The sequence below is a fragment of the Halotalea alkalilenta genome (assembly GCF_001648175.1).
Lineage (GTDB): Bacteria > Pseudomonadota > Gammaproteobacteria > Pseudomonadales > Halomonadaceae > Halotalea > Halotalea alkalilenta_A.
The window spans coordinates 2,432,631-2,449,711 of record NZ_CP015243.1 but is presented as its reverse complement, the minus strand read 5'-3'; the positions used below and the strand labels follow the sequence as shown (position 1 = coordinate 2,449,711).

Genomic DNA, 17,081 nt, shown 5'->3' with positions numbered 1-17,081 from the left:
GGGTGCCGGTGCAAGGGCAAGGGCAAGGACTAACCTTGCTTCTTGCCAGATGGCGGTCGCCAATTGGCGACGAGGGCAAGCAATCCCGGAAAGCGCGCTTCGAGGTCTTCGCTGCGCAGCCGACTGCGCCGCTCCAGCCCATACTGCCGCTGGCGGATCACCCCCGCCTCGCGCAGCGCCTTGAAGTGGTGAGTCAGCGACGACTTGGGGCGGTCGAACCCGAACCAACCGCATGGATGATCGTATGCCTGCGCTTCCAGCATCAGCTTGCGCACGATGGTCAGGCGCAGGGGATCAGCCAGTGCGCCCAGGATGGCCTCAAGGCGCAGGTCTGCGATAGCCGGTTCCGGCAACGGGTCTGGCAGGTCAGCGGGTTCGCCGCCAACCGCAACCGATTCGGTTTTTCTGACGGTGCTCATCGGCTGATTGTAGCAACTGTACGACATTTATCGAACAGGTTTGTTCCACAGTCGTGTCCAGAGTCCTGACAGGGTACTTCGGAGATCCATTTCGGAGGGCAATTGCTGTGGCGGCGAGACTGCGCCCCACTGATCCCCAGTGCGTTCCGCGACCACGAAGTTGAAAAGGTAGCCCGGCTCTTGTCCCATGCGAAGGTCAGACAACACTAGGCGACGATCATCATCCACCCTTGCACGCATATATCCACCATTGAACCATGTCAGACGCTCGACCACCGGCAAGTTCCGCACTGCGGCCAGTGCTTCGGTGTCGGAGACATAGGCGTGAAACTGCATCGGTTCACGGCCGGCCAATAGCGACCGTTCACCGACCAGATAACCATCAGGCGTCATCACAACGATGCGCCACACCAGCGTCGTGAGCGGCATCGGTATCGAGAATCGCGGTGCATGCTGCTGGCCTGTAACGGACAAGGCCGCAACGGCGTCCCGTTCGACCATGCCCTTTGCGAGCAGCGACCATCCAAGGTAGCCCGAACTCAACAGCAGGCCGACCAGCAGGCAGGCGGCACCGACCCGCCGCGCGCCGACCCAAGCGGCAAGCAGCACGCCAAGGAGCAGCGGCACGGTATAGCCGGGATCGACGATGAACATGCTCGACAGTGACATCGGGCCAATGGGCAACGGCCATATCAACTGCGTGCCGTAAGCGGTGAAGCTGTCCAGCAGCGGGTGCGTCAACAAAGCCAGTTGGGTCGCCCACATCCAGCGTTGCGGCGCTTGCTGCACGGGAAGCCAGCGCCACCGCAGCACGGCCCAGATCAACCATCCCACGAACGGCAGCACCAGCAGCGAGTGGGAGGGCGCGCGGTGCCAGGTCATGCGCGTGACCGGATCGTCGATCAGCATCAGCGGCAGCGTATCGAGGTCTGGCAGCGTTCCCAGCAACGCTCCGACCAGCAATGCTGCCCGTCGATGTCTGGCAGGTACGGCAAGCGCCGCGACGGTGCTTCCAAGAGCGATCTGGGTCAGTGAATCCATGTCAGTGCCGAACCTTGTTGCTGTACGAGATTTATCGAACTAGAGTATAGTACGATAAAACTCGTATAGGAGCCTATTGTGTCCAACCCCTTGGTGATCGTCGCCCACCCCGACCTTTCGCAGTCGCGTATCAATGCAAAGTGGATTGCCGCGCTGCGGCAGGAGCCGAGCATTGCAGTGGATGACCTGTATGGTCGCTATCCCGACGAGGTGATCGACGTGCAGGCCGAACAGCAACGGCTGGCATCGCATGAGCGCATCGTCTTGCAGTTCCCTTTCCACTGGTACAACTGCCCGCCGCTGTTGAAGAAGTGGCTGGATGTTGTCCTCGAACACGGCTGGGCCTACGGCCACGGTGGGGATGCGCTCAAGGGCAAGCAACTGGGCATCGCGGTGTCCACTTGGTCGAAGCCAGAGGACTATCGGAAGGATGGCCGCTACGGACGGACGATGGACGAGCTGACCAGCCCGTTCGAGGTCACCGCCCTGCGCGTGGGCATGCGTTATCTGCCGGGCTTTTTTCTCAATGGCGTGGGCGATATCGACGACCAGCAACTGGCTGCCAATGCCCTGGCGTATCGCGCTCATGTGCAGCAAGGCGAGAGGGCTTCCCGATGAAAGCCACGCCTGCGCCATCCGGCCTTTGGGCCGCCGCCTGGGTGGTGACGGCCGTGTTCATGCTGTCCAACTCGCCCACGCCGCTGTATGTGCATTGGCAGCAGCAGCTTGGGTTCTCATCAGGCGTGCTGACGGTCATCTTCGCGCTCTACATCGCGGGTTTGCTGGGGACGCTGCTGATCGCCGGCCAGCTATCCGATCGTTACGGCCGCAAGCTCGTCCTCATTCCAGGGCTGTTGGCTGCCTTGGTGGCGTGTCTGCTGTTCGCTTCGGCCACCTCGATCACGATGCTGGCGATCGGCAGGCTCTTGGCCGGTATCGCGGTGGGCGTGATCGTCTCGGCGGGCATGGCGGCGGTGGTCGATATGGGCGGCGCCGAACACAAGCGACGGGCGGCGCTCCTGGCTTCGGTGGCGATGGTGCTGGGCGCCGGGCTTGGGCCTTTGCTGGCTGGGGGCCTTGCACAAAGCCTGGCGCAGCCGGTGCTGCCGATCTTCGGCATCGAGGCGCTGGTATTGCTCAGTGCGCTGGGCATCGTGTGGTGGCTGCCGCTGCGCCGTCCGGTCGCGTCCGGCCCCGCACGGCTGCGCCTGCCCACGGTGCCGCAGGCCAACCGCCGGCAGGTCGCCTGTGGTATTGCCACCTTCGGCCCCGGCATCACCGCCACGTCTTTTGTATTGGCGCTGGGGCCTTCGCTGCTGTCGCATCTGCTCGATGTGCGCAGCCCACTGCTGGCCGGCGGAATGGCATGTGCGATGTTCCTGACCGCCACCGGCGTGCAGTTCGCGGTGCGCCAGTGGCCGATACGGCGCATCTTCGCCGCCAGCGCTACGGCGACGGTGCTGTCGATGGCGGCATTGGTATTGGCGATTCACGCTTCCCTGGTGCCGGCGTTAATCGCATCAGCGCTGCTCGCCGGCGCCGGCCAAGGGCTGGGCCAATTGGGTGGATTGACCCTGATCGGCCTGCATGTCCCGGACAGCCATCGCGCCCAGGCCAATGCTGTGCTCAACATCGGTGGCTACATTCCGGCCGGCTTGCTGCCGGTCGCGACGGGCTTCCTGATGGATGCGGTGGGATTGGCGTCGGGGGCCACGCTGTTCGCGCTGGTGCTGACGGTCACCGCGCTTGTCGGCGGCACCTGGGCCATGCGGCAAGCAGGCAACTGAAGCATCGACGGAGGAAAGGCATATGGAATTTCGCCATCTGCGCTGCTTCCTGGCCGTCGCCGAAGGACTGCACTTCGCCCGCGCGGCAGAGCGACTGCATATCGAGCAGTCGCCCTTGTCGCGCGCCATCAAGGAACTGGAAGAAGAAATGGGTGTGGCGCTGTTCGCCCGCACCACGCGGCTGACACGCGCGGGCAAACTGTTCTTCGATCATGTGTCGCGCGTGTTCTCTGTTTTGCAGGACGTGCGGTGTCGCCGAATTCGATCAATGCGTACCGACATCAACCTTCTCGGCCAGAAAGTCCAGGAAGGCACGCACGCGCAGCGGCAGATAGCCGCCCTGGCCGACGTACACGGCATGCACTTCCTCGACGTCGCCGGGATTGCAGTCTTCGAGTACCGGCAGCAATCGACCGGCGAGGATGTCCTCGCGCACCTGGAAGGCGGCCAGGCGCGCCAACCCCAGGCCGGCCAGGGCCAGCCGACGCAGCGCCTCGCCATCGCTGGCCTGCGCGTTGCCGGTCACGGGCACCACGATGTCCTCGCCGCCTTGTCGCAGCGGCCAGCCAGGCTGCGCCCGCACGTAGTTCGCGCCCAGGCGGTTGTGGGCCAGCAGTTCGGCCGGCGTGGCCGGCGTGCCATGGCGCGCCAGGTAGTCGGGCGTGCCGACGATCACCATGCGCGTGGCGCCGAGCTTGCGCGCTACCAGATTCGAGCTTTTCAGCGGGCCGGCACGCACGGCTACGTCGGTGCGCTGCTCCAGGATGTCGATGACTTCATCGGTCAGCACGATGTCCAGCGTCACATCGGGATGGCGCGCCAGGAACTCGGGGGCCAGCGGCAGCAGGAAGTGATGCCCGAAAGGCACGTTGGCATTGACCCGCAGCCGGCCGCGCGGCGCGGTGTGCTCGCTGGCGCAGCGCTCGGCTTCTTCCAGGTCGGCCAGGATGCGCACGCCGCGTTCGTAGAACGCGCAGCCTTCGGGCGTCAGTTGGAGTTGCCGGGTGGAGCGGTTCACCAGCCGTGTGCCCAGGCGCTGCTCCAGGCGCGCGACCAACTTGCTGACAGCCGAAGGCGTCATGCCACAGGCGCGGGCGGCGGCGGAGAAACCGCCCAGCTCGATGACGCGCACGAACACTTCCAGTTCGCCGGATCGGTTGGCTTCCACTCGTGCCATATGTGCCTCTTGGGTGATTTTAATTCACAAATGATGTTCCTTGGGTCAGTCTATTCCAATTCGGTCTTTGAGTTCATGATTTTTACATCAATAGGCGTTGAGTTCACCAAAAGGGAAAAATCATGAAATCGCTTTCCAGGGCTTCTGCTTCGGCCATGCTGACCTTGGCGGTTGCGGCAGGCGGAGCCATGTCCGCCACACCTGCGATGGCTGCCGCGCCAGCCTGGGTGGCGACTTGGCAGGCAAGCCCGCAACCCATCTGGGATTCAGACTTTCTGTTTCCCACCAATGTCCCGGCGGTACTGCATGACCAGACCGTGCGCCAGATCGCGCGCATCAGCCTGGGCGGACAACGCCTGCGCCTCGTGTTGTCCAACACCTACGGTCGCGAGCCAGTCGTCGTGGGCAAGGCCACCATCGCCTGGCCAACCGAAAACGGCGCCGTTGCCGCTGACAGCCTGCGCCTGATGACGTTCGGCGGGCAGGAGGCGGCGACGATTCTTCCGGGCGCGTCGCTGATCAGCGACCCCGTGGCCTTGTCGGTTCCTGCGCTGGCGCAGGTGGTCGTCAGCCTGCATGTGCCGCAGGCCACGCCGGTCACGACGTTTCACTGGGATGGCCGCCAGACGGGCTGGATCGTTGCCGGGGATCAGACCGGAGCATCCACGCTGCGGATGACGGATCGTGTTCACCAGAGCACCACGGCCCGTCCGCTGCTGGCAGGCATTCAGGTTGAGACCGCACAAGCGGCACATGCCGTCGTGGTCATCGGCGACTCCATCACCGACGGCGCCACGGCCAGTCTGGACCAGGACAGCCGTTGGCCGGACTTCCTGGCCGCGCGTCTGGCGCCGCATGGCGTGGCCGTCGTCAATGCCGGCATCTCCGGCGCGCGCCTGCTGTCCGACGGCATGGGCGTCAACGCGCTGGCACGGCTGGAGCGTGACGTGCTGGCGCAGCCAGGCGCGCGCAGCGTCATCGTGATGCTCGGTATCAACGACATCGCCTGGCCCGGCACCGCCTTCGCACGCGATACGCCGCGTCCCACGTTGGATGCCCTGACGGCAGGCTACCGCCAGTTGATCGAGCAGGCCCGCAGCCGGGGGCTTCGCGTCATCGGCACGACGCTCGCGCCGTTCGAGGGGGCGCTGCCCGGTACGCCACTGGAGGACTACTACCACCCCGACAAGGACGCCCTGCGCCGGCAGGTGAACGACTGGATTCGCAACAGTGGCGCATTCGATGCCGTCATCGACTTCGATGCGGTCCTACGCGATTCCACACATCCGGCACGCATGGCCGCGCGCTTCGACTCGGGCGACCGGCTCCATCCCGGCGACGAAGGCAACCGGGCAATGGCCGATGCCGTCGATCTCGATGCTTTGTTGCCCGGTCTTGGCGCAACGCCTGCGACGGCCGCAACACCCGCCGCCATTTCGCCACAGGAGCCTTGAGCCATGCTGTTCACACCTTATCGCCTGGGCGATCTTGAACTGCCCAACCGCATCGTCATGCCGCCGATGACCCGTTCGCGTGCCGCCAGCGGGAACGTGCCCACCGCGCTGATGGCCGAGTATTACGCCCAGCGTGCATCCGCGGGGTTGATCGTCACCGAAGGCACGCAGATCAGCCAGCAAGGTCAGGGCTATGCCTGGACGCCGGGCATCCACAGCCCTGAGCAGGTGGCCGGCTGGCGCGGCGTGACCGACGCCGTGCATGCCGCTGGCGGCCGCATCTTCACGCAGTTGTGGCATGTCGGCCGCGTCTCGCACGTCTCGCTGCAACCGGGCGGCTTGGCGCCGGTTTCGTCGTCGTCGCTGGTGGCCGAAGGCGTCAAGGTTTTCATCGACCCAGAGGGCAAGGGGCCGAAAGCCGGTATCGGCGAAATGGTGCAGCACTCCGCACCGCAGGCATTGTCCGAAGCCGGGATCGCGCAAGTGGTGCAGGATTTCGCTGCCGCCGTACGCAATGCGATGGCGGCCGGCTTCGATGGCGTGGAGCTGCACGGTGCCAACGGCTATCTCATCAATCAGTTCATCGACTCGCAGGCCAACACGCGCACCGACGGCTACGGTGGCTCGCTGTCCAATCGGCTGCGCTTTCTGCGCGAAGTCACCGAAGCTGTGGTAGCGGTGGTTGGGCGCGAGCGTGTCGGCGTGCGGCTGGCGCCGCTGACGACATTGCAGGGCGCGGTGGACGACACACCGCAGGCTACCTACCTGGGTGCGGCCAAGGTGCTTGACGGCATTGGCGTGGCCTACATCCACATCGCCGAAGCCGATTGGGAGGATGCGCCGGAGATGCCGGCTGCGTTCAAGGAAGCGCTGCGGCTCGTCTACGGCGGCACGCTGATCTACGCCGGCAAGTACACGGTCGAGCGTGCCGAAGCCGCGCTGCGCAACGGCTGGGCCGACCTGATCGGCTTCGGCCGTTCCTTCCTCGCCAATCCCGATCTGCCCGAACGCCTGCGCCAGGGACTGCCGCTGAACGAGCCCGATGCCAGCCGTTTCTTCGGCGGTGATGCGGCGGGCTACACGGACTATCCATTCGCAGCAGCGGGAAACGGTGAGCGATGATCCTCTCCCGCCAGCGTCATCCCGGCATCTGGGCACTGGCCGTCACGGCGTTTGCCATCGGCGTGGCCGAGTTCATCGTCGTGGGCGTGCTGCCCGCGATCGCTGCCGATTTGGGCGTGCCATTGGCGCAGGCAGGAGGGCTGGTCGGGTTCTATGCGCTGGCCCTGGCCATCGGAACGCCCCTCGTGGTGCTGGGATTGGCGCGACAGCCAAGCAAGCCTGTCCTGCTCGGATTGGTTGCAGTATTCCTGCTAGGCAACCTGGTGTCGGCGCTTTCACACAGCTACGCCATGCTGCTGGCCGGACGCATCGTGACGGCGGTCGCGCACGGCAGCTTCTTCGCCATTGGCGCGACCGTGGCGGCGCGACTGGTTCCCGAGGGACAGGCCAGCCGGGCCATCGCGCTGATGTTCGCCGGGCTGACGCTGGCAATGGTGATTGGCGTGCCGCTGGGCAGCCTGATCGGTAACGGCCTGGGCTGGAGGCTGCCTTTCTTTGCCGTCGCATTGCTGGCGGCATTGGGCTGGCTGGCGACCTTACGCTGGGTGCCCGACTTGCCTGCGCGGGGGCAGGACGCACCAGCACCCAACTGGCGGCGCTGACGCGCCCTGAAATCCTGGCGATGATGAGCATTACTGTTTTGGGCTTTGGCTCCAGCTTTTCGGCCTTCACGTTCATCACGCCCATCCTGACAGACATCACCGGCTTTTCGATCCGCGCGGCCAGTATGCTGCTGGTTGCATTCGGTGCTGCGACCCTCGCGGGCAATCTCATAGGCGGCCGTTGGGCGGCTCACTGGGGCTGGACAGCGACGCTGCGATGGATGCTGACCGGGCTATCGCTGACACTCATCGCGCTGGTACTGCTGATGCCATATCGGATACCGATGTTGGCGCTACTGTTCGTTTGGGGATTCCTGGCCTTTGGCATGTCGCCGGGCTTTCAGGCCGGCATGCTGGAGACAGCAGAACGCTGGACGCCCCATGCGGTGGGCTTTGCTTCCGCACTGAACATCTCCGCATTCAATCTTGGCATCGCGCTGGGAGAAACGCTGGGCAGCGCGTTGGTGGCGCAGGACGACATGGCGTTGACGCCCTGGGCAGGCGTGGGCCTGGCATTGATCGCGCAATGGCCCCTCGCGTGGCTCATCGCGAAATCGAAAGCCGCTCCGGCAGCACGAACGACGCAGGCATAGGAGCAGAAATGGAACTACGCCACCTGCGCTGTTTCCTAGCCGTTGCCGAAGAACTCCACTTCGCCCGCGCGGCGGAGAAACTGCACATCGAACAGTCGCCGCTGTCGCGCGCCATCAAGGAACTGGAGGAAGAACTGGGCGTGGTGCTGTTTGCCCGCACCACTCGCAGCACACGGCTTACCCGCGCGGGCAAGCTGTTCCTGGAACACGTGCCGCGCGTGTTTACCGCCTTGCAGCAGGCACGAGATAGCGTGAAAGCGGCAGCCAACGGTTTCCACGGCCAGTTGCGCGTCGCATTATCCGACGGCATCACGCCTTCACGCCTGCCGGCTATGCTGGCGCTGTGCCGGCAGGAAGAACCGGAAGTCGAAATCCGTCTGTTCGAGGTGCCGCTGTCGCAGCAGATCAAGGGGCTGCATGACGACCTGTACGACGTGGGGTTCGCCCAGTCCGATGAGGTCGGCGATGGCATTGCGGCCGAGGCGGTTTGGAGTGATGCGCTGATGGTGGCGGTGCCGGCGCGGCATCCCTTGCTGGCACACAAGCACATCCCCTTGGAAGAATTGCTGCGCTATCCACTGGTGCTGTGCGACCCGCAAGCGTGCGAAGGTCACGCGCGGCAAATCGAGCGCGTTCTGCGCCGCGTGGACATGGAACCGCTGGTGGCAGAGCGGGTGGCTTCCTGCGACTTGATGATGGCTCTGGTATCAGCAGGCTTCGGCCTGGGTCTGACAGGTGCCGCACACATTGAAGCCAGTCGGGAGTCCGGCGTCGTGGCGCGGCCTTTGACCGGCCGCTCGCCCGTGCTCACCACCTATTTACTGCGTCCGGCTGGCGAACCGTCGGAGACGCTGGCTCACTTCATCGAGCGGGTGCAGGTCATCGAATCTCCCAAGGCCAGCAGGCCCGTGCCGGGCCGCCATTCCCATCGTGCGGAGTAACCCAAGCCATGAAGAAGACCATCCCGTTTCTGCTGGCCGTAGCGCTGACGGCCTGCCACCAGTCAGAGACACCCCAACAGACAGACATTCCGACGGTTGAGGAACTGGCCGCCGACCCCGAACGGCTGAAAGAGCTTCGCCAGCAATGCAGAACAGATCGGCCCAGATTGGGTGACGTGCTATGCAACCGGGTCGCCGAAGCCACACGCAAGCGGTTCTACGGCGACGGCACGGTGCCCTATACACCACCGGAGAATCCGCCCAAGTTCTGATCGTAGGCGCTTCGCTAAGAATCTTCCGATTTCTTGCTCGACACGCCGCAACGCGCCATCGCTTGCGGCGTTTTTTCTGCCTGCGCTCCTGCGCGAAATCTTGCTTTTTACTCGACCTTTCTTCCGATAACGGTCTTTGACTGGCACCGGCCCGGCACTGATCCTCGCGCTATGCGGCACGTCCTTGTGCCGTTCTCGAACGAGGAATCAGCGCAGGAAATATCGGAGGCCAGTCTATGCAAGGTCAGGGCGTGCTGTTCGGGCAGATCGCCGCCGTCTTCGGCATCGTGATCGCCGGTGTGTGGGGTGCCACGCAATGGACAGCCGCCGCATTGGGCTATCAGCTACGCCTTGGCTCGCCCTGGTTTGATTTCTTCGGCACGCCGGTTTACTACCCGTGGAAGCTGTTCGAGTGGTGGTTCTTCTTCGATGCCTATGCGCCGCATGTCTTCGACATTGGCGGGGCTATCGCGGGCGGCAGCGGCCTGGTGGCCGTTGTCGTCGCCATCGCCATGTCGGTGTGGCGCTCGCGACAGGCCAAGCTGGTCACGACCTACGGCTCGGCACGCTGGGCCGATGCGGATGACATTCGCAAGGCCGGGCTGATACAGCCCGCCGGCGTGTTCCTCGGCCTGCATCGCGGCCAGTACCTGCGGCACGAAGGCCCGGAACACGTCCTGACCTTCGCGCCCACGCGCTCGGGCAAAGGTGTCGGCCTGGTGGTGCCGACGCTGCTGTCCTGGCCCGCATCCGCCGTCATCCACGACATCAAGGGCGAGAACTGGCAGATCACGGCCGGCTGGCGTTCGCGTTTCTCGCATTGCCTGCTGTTCAACCCGACCGATGCCCAGTCGGCGGCCTACAACCCGCTGCTGGAGGTACGGCGCGGCGCGCATGAAGTGCGCGACGTGCAGAACATCGCCGATATCCTGGTCGATCCCGAAGGCGCGTTGGAGAAGCGCAACCACTGGGAGAAGACCAGTCACGCGCTGCTGGTCGGCGCCATCCTGCATGTGCTCTACGCGGGCGAGGACAAAACGCTGCGCGGTGTCGCCAACTTCCTCAGCGACCCGGCTTGCCCGTTCGAGCTGACGCTGCATCGGATGATGACCACGCGGCATCTTGGAGATGCACCGCATCCGGTTGTCGCATCCGCTGCGCGCGAAGTGCTCAACAAGTCGGACAACGAGCGGTCGGGCGTCTTGAGCACGGCCATGTCGTTCCTCGGCTTGTACCGCGATCCCACGGTGGCCGAAGTCACGTCACGCTGCGACTGGCGCATCGCCGACCTGATTGCATCCGAGTATCCGGTGTCGCTGTACCTGGTGGTGCCACCTTCGGACATTAGCCGCACCAAGCCGCTGATCCGGTTGATCCTCAACCAGATCGGACGGCGGCTTACTGAATCGCTGGATGGCAGCGACGGCATTGAGCGCCGGCACAAGCTGCTGCTGATGCTCGATGAGTTTCCGGCGCTGGGGCGCCTGGACTTCTTCGAGACGGCGCTGGCCTTCATGGCCGGCTACGGCATCCGCAGCTTCCTCATCGCCCAAAGCCTGAACCAGATCGACAAAGCCTACGGCCAGAACCATTCCATCCTCGACAACTGCCACGTCCGGGTGACGTTCGCCACGAACGACGAACGCACGGCGAAACGGATCTCCGAGACGCTCGGTACCGCGACCGAACTGCGCGCGCAGCGCAACTACGCCGGCCACCGGCTGGCACCGTGGCTGGGGCACCTGATGGTGTCGCGGCAGGAAACCGCGCGGCCGCTGCTGACGCCTGGCGAAGTGATGCAGCTTCCGCCCGATGAATCCGTGGTGATGGTGTCCAGCGTCGCGCCGATCAAGGCGAAGAAGCTGCGCTACTACGCCGACGCCAACTTCAAGCAGCGTGTCTTGTCCCCGCCCGCGCTCGCGGCCGGGCGCTACGCCGACGCGCCGCCGGCTCGCCCCGACGACTGGAGCGGCCTGGCGATTCCCACCGTCCCCGTCGCACCGGCCAGGACATCCGCCGACGACCTGGGCGGCACCGATGACGGCGGCCCGCGTCGGCAGCCGGAGCTAACCGAAGTCACCGAATACAGCCCCGAACCGCTGTCCGCAGGCAATGACCTGGGGCTGCTCGATGACGACGACGACTTGCCGCTGCCTGCCTTTGCCGCGCTTCCCGGCCAGCTCGATCCGGCCATGCAGCGCACGGCCCGGCTGGCTTCCCTCGACCCCAACGACGGAATCGACTTATGAGCCAATACCGCCTCAATCTGTTCATCCAGCCCGAGCACGCCAAGCGCCTCGATGAACTGGCCGCCAAGAAAGGCGTGTCGAAGTCCAGCATCGTTGCCGCTGCCCTGGCGTCCTGGCTGTCTCCCGACGCGGGCGATCAGCGCGAGGCTGCCATTGCCAAGCGGCTGGATCGCCTGTCGCGTCAGGCCGAACGCATGGAGCGCGACCAGAACATCCAGATCGAGACGCTGGCGCTGTTCATCCGCTACTTCCTGACCGTCAGCACGCCGGTTCCCGAAGCCCATCAGGACGCGGTCCGCGCCCAAGGCAAGGCCCGCTTCGAGCAGTTCGTCGAACAACTCGGCCGCCACCTGCTGCGCGGCCGCAGCCTGGTGCGGGACGTGGTGGAGGAACTGCATCCCGACCCGATGCGGATGGGCGACGCGGCGGCGTTGGCCGAAGCCCATGAACGTGCTGCGGTGCGTGCCTCATGAGCGCCGTTCCGCAGATGCCGCCCGAGCCGCGTTCGTCGGCCGCGACTTCGCTGGATCGCCGCATCCAGATGCTGCGCACCGCAATGGGGCCGCTGATCGCCGCCGCGCTGGAAGACTCGGACGTGGTGGAAATCATGCTTAATCCCGATCACACCCTGTGGGTGGATCGGTTGTCGTCGGGCCGCGCGCCGTTGGGCGTGGAACTGCCCGAAGCCGATGGCGAACGCATCATCCGCCTGGTCGCTGCCCACGTCGGCGCGGAAGTGCATCGCGGCCAGCCGCTGCTGACCGCCGAGTTGCCCGAGACGGGCGAACGCTTCGAGGGCATTCTGCCGCCGGCCGCGCCCGGCCCGGCGTTCGCGCTGCGCAAGCGCGCCGTGAGCATCATTGGCCTGGATCGCTATGTGGCCGACGGCATCCTCACCGCCGGCCAAGCGGACTTCTTGCGCCGCGCGGTGCGCGAGCGGCAGAACATCCTGATCGCAGGCGGCACCAGCACAGGCAAGACCACGCTGGCGAACGCGCTGCTGGCCGAGATCGCCGCTACCGGCGACCGCGTGCTGGTGCTCGAAGACACCATCGAGCTGCAATGCGCGGCCCGCGACCATGTACCGCTGCGCACCCGCGCGGGCGTGGTGTCGATGCAGGAGCTGGTGCGCGCCACGATGCGCCTGCGCCCGGATCGCGTGATCGTCGGCGAAGTGCGCGGCGGCGAAGCCCTCGACCTCATCAAGGTATGGGGCACCGGCCACCCTGGCGGCATCGCCACCATCCACGCCGGTTCCGCGCTGGGCGCGTTGCTGCGGTTGGAGCAACTGATCCTCGAAGTGGCGGTGAATCCGCCCCGCGCCCTGATCGCCGAAGCGGTCAACGTGGTGATCCACATCGCTGGCCGTGGCCGCAAGCGCCACGTCGAAACCATTTCCCGTGTCGCCGGCTTCGACGGCACGGGCTATCGCCTGGCGGACGCGCTGGAAACGCCGTTTCCCGAGCTGCCGCCGGTTCCTCTCGCAGCCGATGCTGCTGCGCTTTTCCCGTCCCCTGACCAACCTGGAGAACTGCCATGACGCACGTCCATGCTTTCCGCTTTTCCGTAAAACCGCTTCCCAACCTCGCACGGCTGGGCAGCGTCGCCCGCCCTGCGGGGCAGGGGCTACTGCTGGCCGCGCTGCTGCTGTTCCTGGCCGGCACGGCACAGGCCGCCGGTTCCTCGATGCCGTGGGAAGGGCCGCTGCAATCCATCCTGGAGTCGATCCAGGGGCCGGTCGCGCGCATCGTCGCCGTCATCATCATCATTGCCACGGGCCTGGCGCTCGCCTTCGGCGACACGTCGGGCGGCTTCCGCAAGCTGATCCAGATCGTCTTCGGCCTATCCATCGCGTTCGCCGCGTCGTCGTTCTTCCTGTCCTTCTTCAGCTTCTCCGGCGGGGCGGTCGTATGAGTGCCGCCAACGAAGGCGCACCGGCTTTCGCGTCCGGTTTCGAGATTCCGCTGCATCGCTCGCTGACCGAGCCGATCCTGCTGGGCGGTGCGCCGCGCACCGTGGCGATCGCCAACGGCACGCTGGCCGCCGCCGTCGGGCTGGGCCTGCAACTGTGGATTCCCGGCGTGGTGCTCTGGATCGTCGGCCATTCGCTGGCGGTCTGGGGCGCTCGCGTCGATCCGCAGTTCATGCAGGTCTTCGCCCGGCACATCAAGCACAAGCCGCTGCTGGACGTGTGAGGGGGATGCCATGCTGAACCTTGCCGAATACCGCCAGCGGCCTGCGCTGCTGGCCGACTGGCTGCCCTGGGCCGGGCTGATCGCGCCGGGTGTTGTCTTGAACAAGGACGGTAGCTTTCAGCGCTCAGCCCGTTTCCGTGGACCCGACCTCGATAGCGCCACGCAAGGCGAGCTGATCGCCACCACGGCGCGGTTGAACAACGCGCTACGCCGGCTGGGCTCGGGCTGGGCCTTGTTCATCGAGGCCGAGCGCCGGCCGGCGGCGGACTACCCGCACTCCGACTTTCCCGAGCCGCTGTCTTGGCTGATCGATGAAGAACGCCGCGCGGCCTTCGAGGGTGAGGCCGAGGACGAAACGCTCCGGGGGAGCGTTTCGCGGCCGAACGGGCATCACTTCGAGAGCGCCTATCACCTGACGCTCGCGTACCTGCCGCCGGAGGAATCCCGCGCCCGCGCCGCCAGGCTGCTCTACGAGAACACGCCCGGCGACGGCGTGGACTGGCGTGGCCGGCTCGATACCTTCGTGGCGGAAACCGATCGCGTGTTCGACCTGCTCGATGGCGTGATGCCGGAAATCGCCTGGCTCGATGATGCAGAGACGTTGACCTACCTGCACGCCACGGTTTCAACGCGGCGCTATCGGTTGGCGGTTCCCGAAGTGCCGTTCCACATCGACGCGCTGCTGACCGATTCCGCCTTGGTCGGCGGCCTCGCGCCCACGCTGGGCGACCAACACCTGCGCGTGGTGTCGGTGCGAGGCTTTCCGACTTCGACGTGGCCCGGGATTCTGGACGACCTCAACCGCCTGGGCTTTGGCTACCGCTGGAGTACGCGCTTCCTCTGCATGGACAAAGCCGAGGCGGAAAAAGAACTCGGCCGCCTGCGCCGCCAGTGGTTTGCGAAACGGAAGAACGTCGTCGCGCTGCTACGCGAAACGATCTTCCAGCAGGAAAGCCCGCTGGTCGATACCGACGCCAGCAACAAGGCGGCCGACGCCGATGCCGCCTTGCAGGAGCTGGGCGGCGATCAGGTGGCCTTCGGCTATCTCACCGCCACGGTGACGGTGCTCGATGCCGACCCGGCCGCGGCCGACGAGAAGCTGCGCATGGTGGAGCGCGTCATCCAGGGCCGGGGTTTCGTGACCATCCCCGAAACCCTCAATGCCGTCGATGCGTGGCTGTCGTCCATTCCCGGCAATGCCTATGCGAACGTGCGCCAGCCCATCGTCTCGACGCTGAATCTGGCGCACATGATGCCGCTGTCGGCGGTATGGGCTGGGCCGGAGAAGAACGACCACCTCGACGGCCCGCCGCTGATCGTCACCCGCACCGATGGCGCGACGCCTTTTCGCTTGGTCACTCACATCGGCGACGTGGGCCACACACTGGTCGCCGGGCCGACCGGCATGGGCAAGTCGGTACTGCTTGCCATCCTGGCGATGCAGTTCCGGCGCTATCCCGGCTCGCGGATCTTCGCTTTCGACATGGGCCGCTCCATGCGGGCGACTGTGTTGGGCTTGGGCGGCGAGCACTACGACCTCGGCGCCGATGGCGGCATTGCCTTCCAGCCGCTGGCCCGCATCGACGGCGAAGGCTATCGCACCTGGGCGGCCGAATGGGTGGAAGGCCGCCTGCTGCACGAAGGCGTGACCGTCGGCCCCGACGAGAAGGTGGCCATCTGGTCGGCCCTGGGCAGCCTCGCGGGTGCGCCGCCGGAGCAGCGCACGCTGACCGGGCTTTCCGTGTTGCTGCAATCGAACGCGCTGCGGCAGGCGCTGTCGCCGTATGTGCTGGGCGGTGCCCACGGCAAGCTGCTGGATGCCGACCGCGATCGGCTGGGCATGGCCGACGTGCAGGGCTTCGAGATGGAAGAACTGATGCACAGCCCCGCCGCCGTGCAGGCGGTGCTGCACTACCTGTTCGCCCGCTTCGACGAGCGTTTCAACGGTACGCCCACGCTGCTGATTCTGGATGAAGCGTGGCTGTTCCTCGATGAACCAGCCTTCGCCGCACGCATCCGCCAGTGGCTTAAGACGCTCAGGAAAAGGAACGTCAGCGTCATCTTCGCCACGCAATCGCTGGCGGACATCAAGGATTCGACCATCGCACCCGCGATCATCGAGAGCTGCGCCAGTCGGATTTTCTTACCTAATCCGCAGGCGACAGAACCGCAGATTCGCACGATCTACGAGGGTTTCGGCCTCAACAGCCGGCAGATCGAGATCGTCGCCACCGCCGAACCCAAGCGCGATTACTACTACCAATCGCGCTTGGGCAATCGCCTGTTCGACCTCGACCTGGGGCCGGCCGCGCTTGCGTTCGCCGGCGCATCCACTCCGCAAGACCAACGCGACATCGACCGCGTGCTGACACAGGCCGGCGCACCCGGCTTCGCTGGCGCGTGGCTGCGCCATCGCGGCCTCGACTGGGCCGCCAGCCTGCTGCCGTCCGCACCGGCGGCCGCTTCGTTCCTTTCCCAACCACAGGAGAACCTGCCATGAAGAAGCGTCTTCTCGCGGCGACCGTCGCGGCCATGCTTTGCACCGCTTCCACCGTTCATGCGCAATGGGTCGTGGTCGATCCCACGAACCTCGTGCAGAACACGCTGACGGCCATCCGCACGCTGGAGCAGATCAACAACCAGATTCAGCAACTCCAGAACGAAGCCCAGATGCTGATGAACCAGGCGCGCAACCTGGCGAATCTGGACTTCAACATCGTCAACCGGCTGCGCTCGACGCTCGCCACCACCGAGCGTCTGATCGCCGAGGCGCAGGGGCTGGCTTACGACGTGCAGAATCTCGACCGCGATTTCGCGCGGCTGCACCCCGAGCAGTACGCCGCCACCGTCAGCGGCGACCAGATGTTCCGCGATGCCCGAGAGCGGTGGAAGAACACGCTCGATGGCCTGCATACGGCGATGCGGATGCAGGCGCAGGTGTCGCAGAACTTGCGCGAAGACGAAGGCGCGCTGGCCGACCTCGTGAGCCAGAGCCAGTCGGCCACCGGCGCGCTGCAAGCCATGCAGGCGACGAACCAGCTTCTCGCGCTCCAGGCCAAGCAGTCGATCCAGTCCCAGCAGCTCCAGATCACGCAAGACCGTGCGACCTCGCTTGAACTGGCACGCCAAGCGGCGGCCACCGAGCGCGCCCGCGAAGTGCGGCGGCGCTTCCTGGGCACCGGAACGCCGTACACGCCGCAGCGCGTGGATTTCTACGGCAACTGACCGG

Annotated in this window: 18 protein-coding genes and 1 pseudogene; 16 read left to right on the top strand and 3 right to left on the bottom strand. The window is 65.6% G+C overall.

Annotated features, from left to right (window positions below):
* Nucleotides 1–29: 29 nt before the first annotated feature.
* Complete coding sequence (locus A5892_RS10935) at nt 30–419, bottom strand: ArsR/SmtB family transcription factor (protein WP_064124448.1); 390 nt, start codon at nt 417–419, stop codon at nt 30–32.
* A 27-nt stretch (nt 420–446) separates the two neighbouring features.
* A complete protein-coding gene (locus A5892_RS10930) occupies nt 447–1,460 on the bottom strand; it encodes a metal-dependent hydrolase (protein WP_064122831.1) in 1,014 nt (337 codons plus the stop codon).
* A gap of 78 nt (nt 1,461–1,538) precedes the next feature.
* Between A5892_RS10930 and A5892_RS10925 the strand changes: the two genes are divergently transcribed.
* The 3 genes and pseudogenes from A5892_RS10925 to A5892_RS21080 form a co-directional block, all read left to right on the top strand.
* A complete protein-coding gene (locus A5892_RS10925) occupies nt 1,539–2,078 on the top strand; it encodes an NAD(P)H-dependent oxidoreductase (protein ID WP_064122830.1) in 540 nt (179 codons plus the stop codon).
* Entirely contained in the window at nt 2,075–3,247 is a 1,173-nt protein-coding gene (locus A5892_RS10920) for an MFS transporter (protein ID WP_064122829.1), read from the top strand. The genes A5892_RS10925 and A5892_RS10920 overlap by 4 nt, the downstream gene beginning before the upstream one ends.
* A 22-nt stretch (nt 3,248–3,269) precedes the next feature.
* Nucleotides 3,270–3,383 (top strand): annotated as a pseudogene (locus tag A5892_RS21080) (LysR family transcriptional regulator); the annotation flags it as partial.
* A gap of 129 nt (nt 3,384–3,512) precedes the next feature.
* On the opposite strand, the gene A5892_RS10915 reads toward A5892_RS21080, so the two are convergent.
* The gene (locus tag A5892_RS10915) at nt 3,513–4,424 is read right to left on the bottom strand and encodes a LysR substrate-binding domain-containing protein (RefSeq protein WP_064122828.1); all 912 of its coding nucleotides are present in this window, start codon (nt 4,422–4,424) and stop codon (nt 3,513–3,515) included.
* Nucleotides 4,425–4,546: 122 nt separating this feature from the next.
* Here A5892_RS10915 and A5892_RS10910 point away from each other — a divergent pair, with 122 nt between their 5' ends.
* The 13 genes from A5892_RS10910 to trbJ all read left to right on the top strand — a co-directional run bounded on the left by A5892_RS10910 (nt 4,547) and on the right by trbJ (nt 17,077).
* The gene (locus A5892_RS10910; RefSeq protein ID WP_223302633.1) at nt 4,547–5,878 is read left to right on the top strand and encodes an SGNH/GDSL hydrolase family protein; all 1,332 of its coding nucleotides are present in this window, start codon (nt 4,547–4,549) and stop codon (nt 5,876–5,878) included.
* A gap of 3 nt (nt 5,879–5,881) precedes the next feature.
* Nucleotides 5,882–7,000, top strand: coding sequence for an alkene reductase (locus tag A5892_RS10905; RefSeq protein ID WP_064122827.1), 1,119 nt, complete (start codon nt 5,882–5,884; stop codon nt 6,998–7,000).
* Nucleotides 6,997–7,602, top strand: a complete 606-nt coding sequence (locus tag A5892_RS20760; protein ID WP_223302632.1) for an MFS transporter — start codon at nt 6,997–6,999, stop codon at nt 7,600–7,602. The genes A5892_RS10905 and A5892_RS20760 overlap by 4 nt, the downstream gene beginning before the upstream one ends.
* Before the next feature lie 20 nt (nt 7,603–7,622).
* Nucleotides 7,623–8,195 carry an MFS transporter gene (locus A5892_RS20755; protein ID WP_223302631.1) on the top strand — a complete coding sequence of 191 codons (573 nt, stop codon included), beginning with the start codon at nt 7,623–7,625 and terminating at the stop codon, nt 8,193–8,195.
* 8 nt (nt 8,196–8,203) lie between these two features.
* Nucleotides 8,204–9,136 carry a LysR family transcriptional regulator gene (locus tag A5892_RS10895; RefSeq protein WP_064122826.1) on the top strand — a complete coding sequence of 311 codons (933 nt, stop codon included), beginning with the start codon at nt 8,204–8,206 and terminating at the stop codon, nt 9,134–9,136.
* Between the two features lie 8 nt (nt 9,137–9,144).
* Nucleotides 9,145–9,408 carry an EexN family lipoprotein gene (locus A5892_RS10890; RefSeq protein ID WP_064122825.1) on the top strand — a complete coding sequence of 88 codons (264 nt, stop codon included), beginning with the start codon at nt 9,145–9,147 and terminating at the stop codon, nt 9,406–9,408.
* Between the two features lie 236 nt (nt 9,409–9,644).
* Nucleotides 9,645–11,657 carry a conjugal transfer protein TraG gene (locus A5892_RS10885; protein ID WP_064122824.1) on the top strand — a complete coding sequence of 671 codons (2,013 nt, stop codon included), beginning with the start codon at nt 9,645–9,647 and terminating at the stop codon, nt 11,655–11,657.
* Complete coding sequence (locus tag A5892_RS10880; RefSeq protein WP_064122823.1) at nt 11,654–12,130, top strand: ribbon-helix-helix protein, CopG family; 477 nt, start codon at nt 11,654–11,656, stop codon at nt 12,128–12,130. Before A5892_RS10885 ends, A5892_RS10880 begins: the two co-directional genes overlap by 4 nt.
* On the top strand, nt 12,127–13,197 hold the full coding sequence (gene trbB / locus A5892_RS10875) for a P-type conjugative transfer ATPase TrbB (RefSeq protein ID WP_064122822.1): 1,071 nt from the start codon (nt 12,127–12,129) through the stop codon (nt 13,195–13,197). The genes A5892_RS10880 and trbB overlap by 4 nt, the downstream gene beginning before the upstream one ends.
* Nucleotides 13,194–13,571 carry a TrbC/VirB2 family protein gene (locus A5892_RS10870; RefSeq protein ID WP_064122821.1) on the top strand — a complete coding sequence of 126 codons (378 nt, stop codon included), beginning with the start codon at nt 13,194–13,196 and terminating at the stop codon, nt 13,569–13,571. Before trbB ends, A5892_RS10870 begins: the two co-directional genes overlap by 4 nt.
* Nucleotides 13,568–13,852, top strand: coding sequence for a VirB3 family type IV secretion system protein (locus tag A5892_RS10865; protein ID WP_064122820.1), 285 nt, complete (start codon nt 13,568–13,570; stop codon nt 13,850–13,852). The genes A5892_RS10870 and A5892_RS10865 overlap by 4 nt, the downstream gene beginning before the upstream one ends.
* Nucleotides 13,853–13,862: 10 nt before the next feature.
* Nucleotides 13,863–16,352: a conjugal transfer protein TrbE gene (gene trbE / locus A5892_RS10860; RefSeq protein WP_064122819.1), complete on the top strand. Its 2,490-nt coding sequence runs from the start codon at nt 13,863–13,865 to the stop codon at nt 16,350–16,352.
* Nucleotides 16,349–17,077: a P-type conjugative transfer protein TrbJ gene (gene trbJ, locus A5892_RS10855; RefSeq protein WP_064122818.1), complete on the top strand. Its 729-nt coding sequence runs from the start codon at nt 16,349–16,351 to the stop codon at nt 17,075–17,077. Before trbE ends, trbJ begins: the two co-directional genes overlap by 4 nt.
* Nucleotides 17,078–17,081 lie beyond the last annotated feature (4 nt).

Bases quoted from the DNA above. Each gene is read 5' to 3' on its own strand.
- A5892_RS10910 (WP_223302633.1), top strand. From the start codon at position 4,547: ATGAAATCGCTTTCCAGGGCTTCTGCTTCGGCCATGCTGACCTTGGCG.
- trbJ (WP_064122818.1), top strand. From the start codon at position 16,349: ATGAAGAAGCGTCTTCTCGCGGCGACCGTCGCGGCCATGCTTTGCACC.
- A5892_RS10905 (WP_064122827.1), top strand. From the start codon at position 5,882: ATGCTGTTCACACCTTATCGCCTGGGCGATCTTGAACTGCCCAACCGC.
- A5892_RS10865 (WP_064122820.1), top strand. From the start codon at position 13,568: ATGAGTGCCGCCAACGAAGGCGCACCGGCTTTCGCGTCCGGTTTCGAG.
- trbB (WP_064122822.1), top strand. From the start codon at position 12,127: ATGAGCGCCGTTCCGCAGATGCCGCCCGAGCCGCGTTCGTCGGCCGCG.
- trbE (WP_064122819.1), top strand. From the start codon at position 13,863: ATGCTGAACCTTGCCGAATACCGCCAGCGGCCTGCGCTGCTGGCCGAC.
- A5892_RS10870 (WP_064122821.1), top strand. From the start codon at position 13,194: ATGACGCACGTCCATGCTTTCCGCTTTTCCGTAAAACCGCTTCCCAAC.
- A5892_RS10890 (WP_064122825.1), top strand. From the start codon at position 9,145: ATGAAGAAGACCATCCCGTTTCTGCTGGCCGTAGCGCTGACGGCCTGC.
- A5892_RS20760 (WP_223302632.1), top strand. From the start codon at position 6,997: ATGATCCTCTCCCGCCAGCGTCATCCCGGCATCTGGGCACTGGCCGTC.
- A5892_RS20755 (WP_223302631.1), top strand. From the start codon at position 7,623: ATGATGAGCATTACTGTTTTGGGCTTTGGCTCCAGCTTTTCGGCCTTC.
- A5892_RS10915 (WP_064122828.1), bottom strand. From the start codon at position 4,424: ATGGCACGAGTGGAAGCCAACCGATCCGGCGAACTGGAAGTGTTCGTG.
- A5892_RS10880 (WP_064122823.1), top strand. From the start codon at position 11,654: ATGAGCCAATACCGCCTCAATCTGTTCATCCAGCCCGAGCACGCCAAG.
- A5892_RS10930 (WP_064122831.1), bottom strand. From the start codon at position 1,460: ATGGATTCACTGACCCAGATCGCTCTTGGAAGCACCGTCGCGGCGCTT.
- A5892_RS10885 (WP_064122824.1), top strand. From the start codon at position 9,645: ATGCAAGGTCAGGGCGTGCTGTTCGGGCAGATCGCCGCCGTCTTCGGC.
- A5892_RS10920 (WP_064122829.1), top strand. From the start codon at position 2,075: ATGAAAGCCACGCCTGCGCCATCCGGCCTTTGGGCCGCCGCCTGGGTG.
- A5892_RS10935 (WP_064124448.1), bottom strand. From the start codon at position 419: ATGAGCACCGTCAGAAAAACCGAATCGGTTGCGGTTGGCGGCGAACCC.
- A5892_RS10895 (WP_064122826.1), top strand. From the start codon at position 8,204: ATGGAACTACGCCACCTGCGCTGTTTCCTAGCCGTTGCCGAAGAACTC.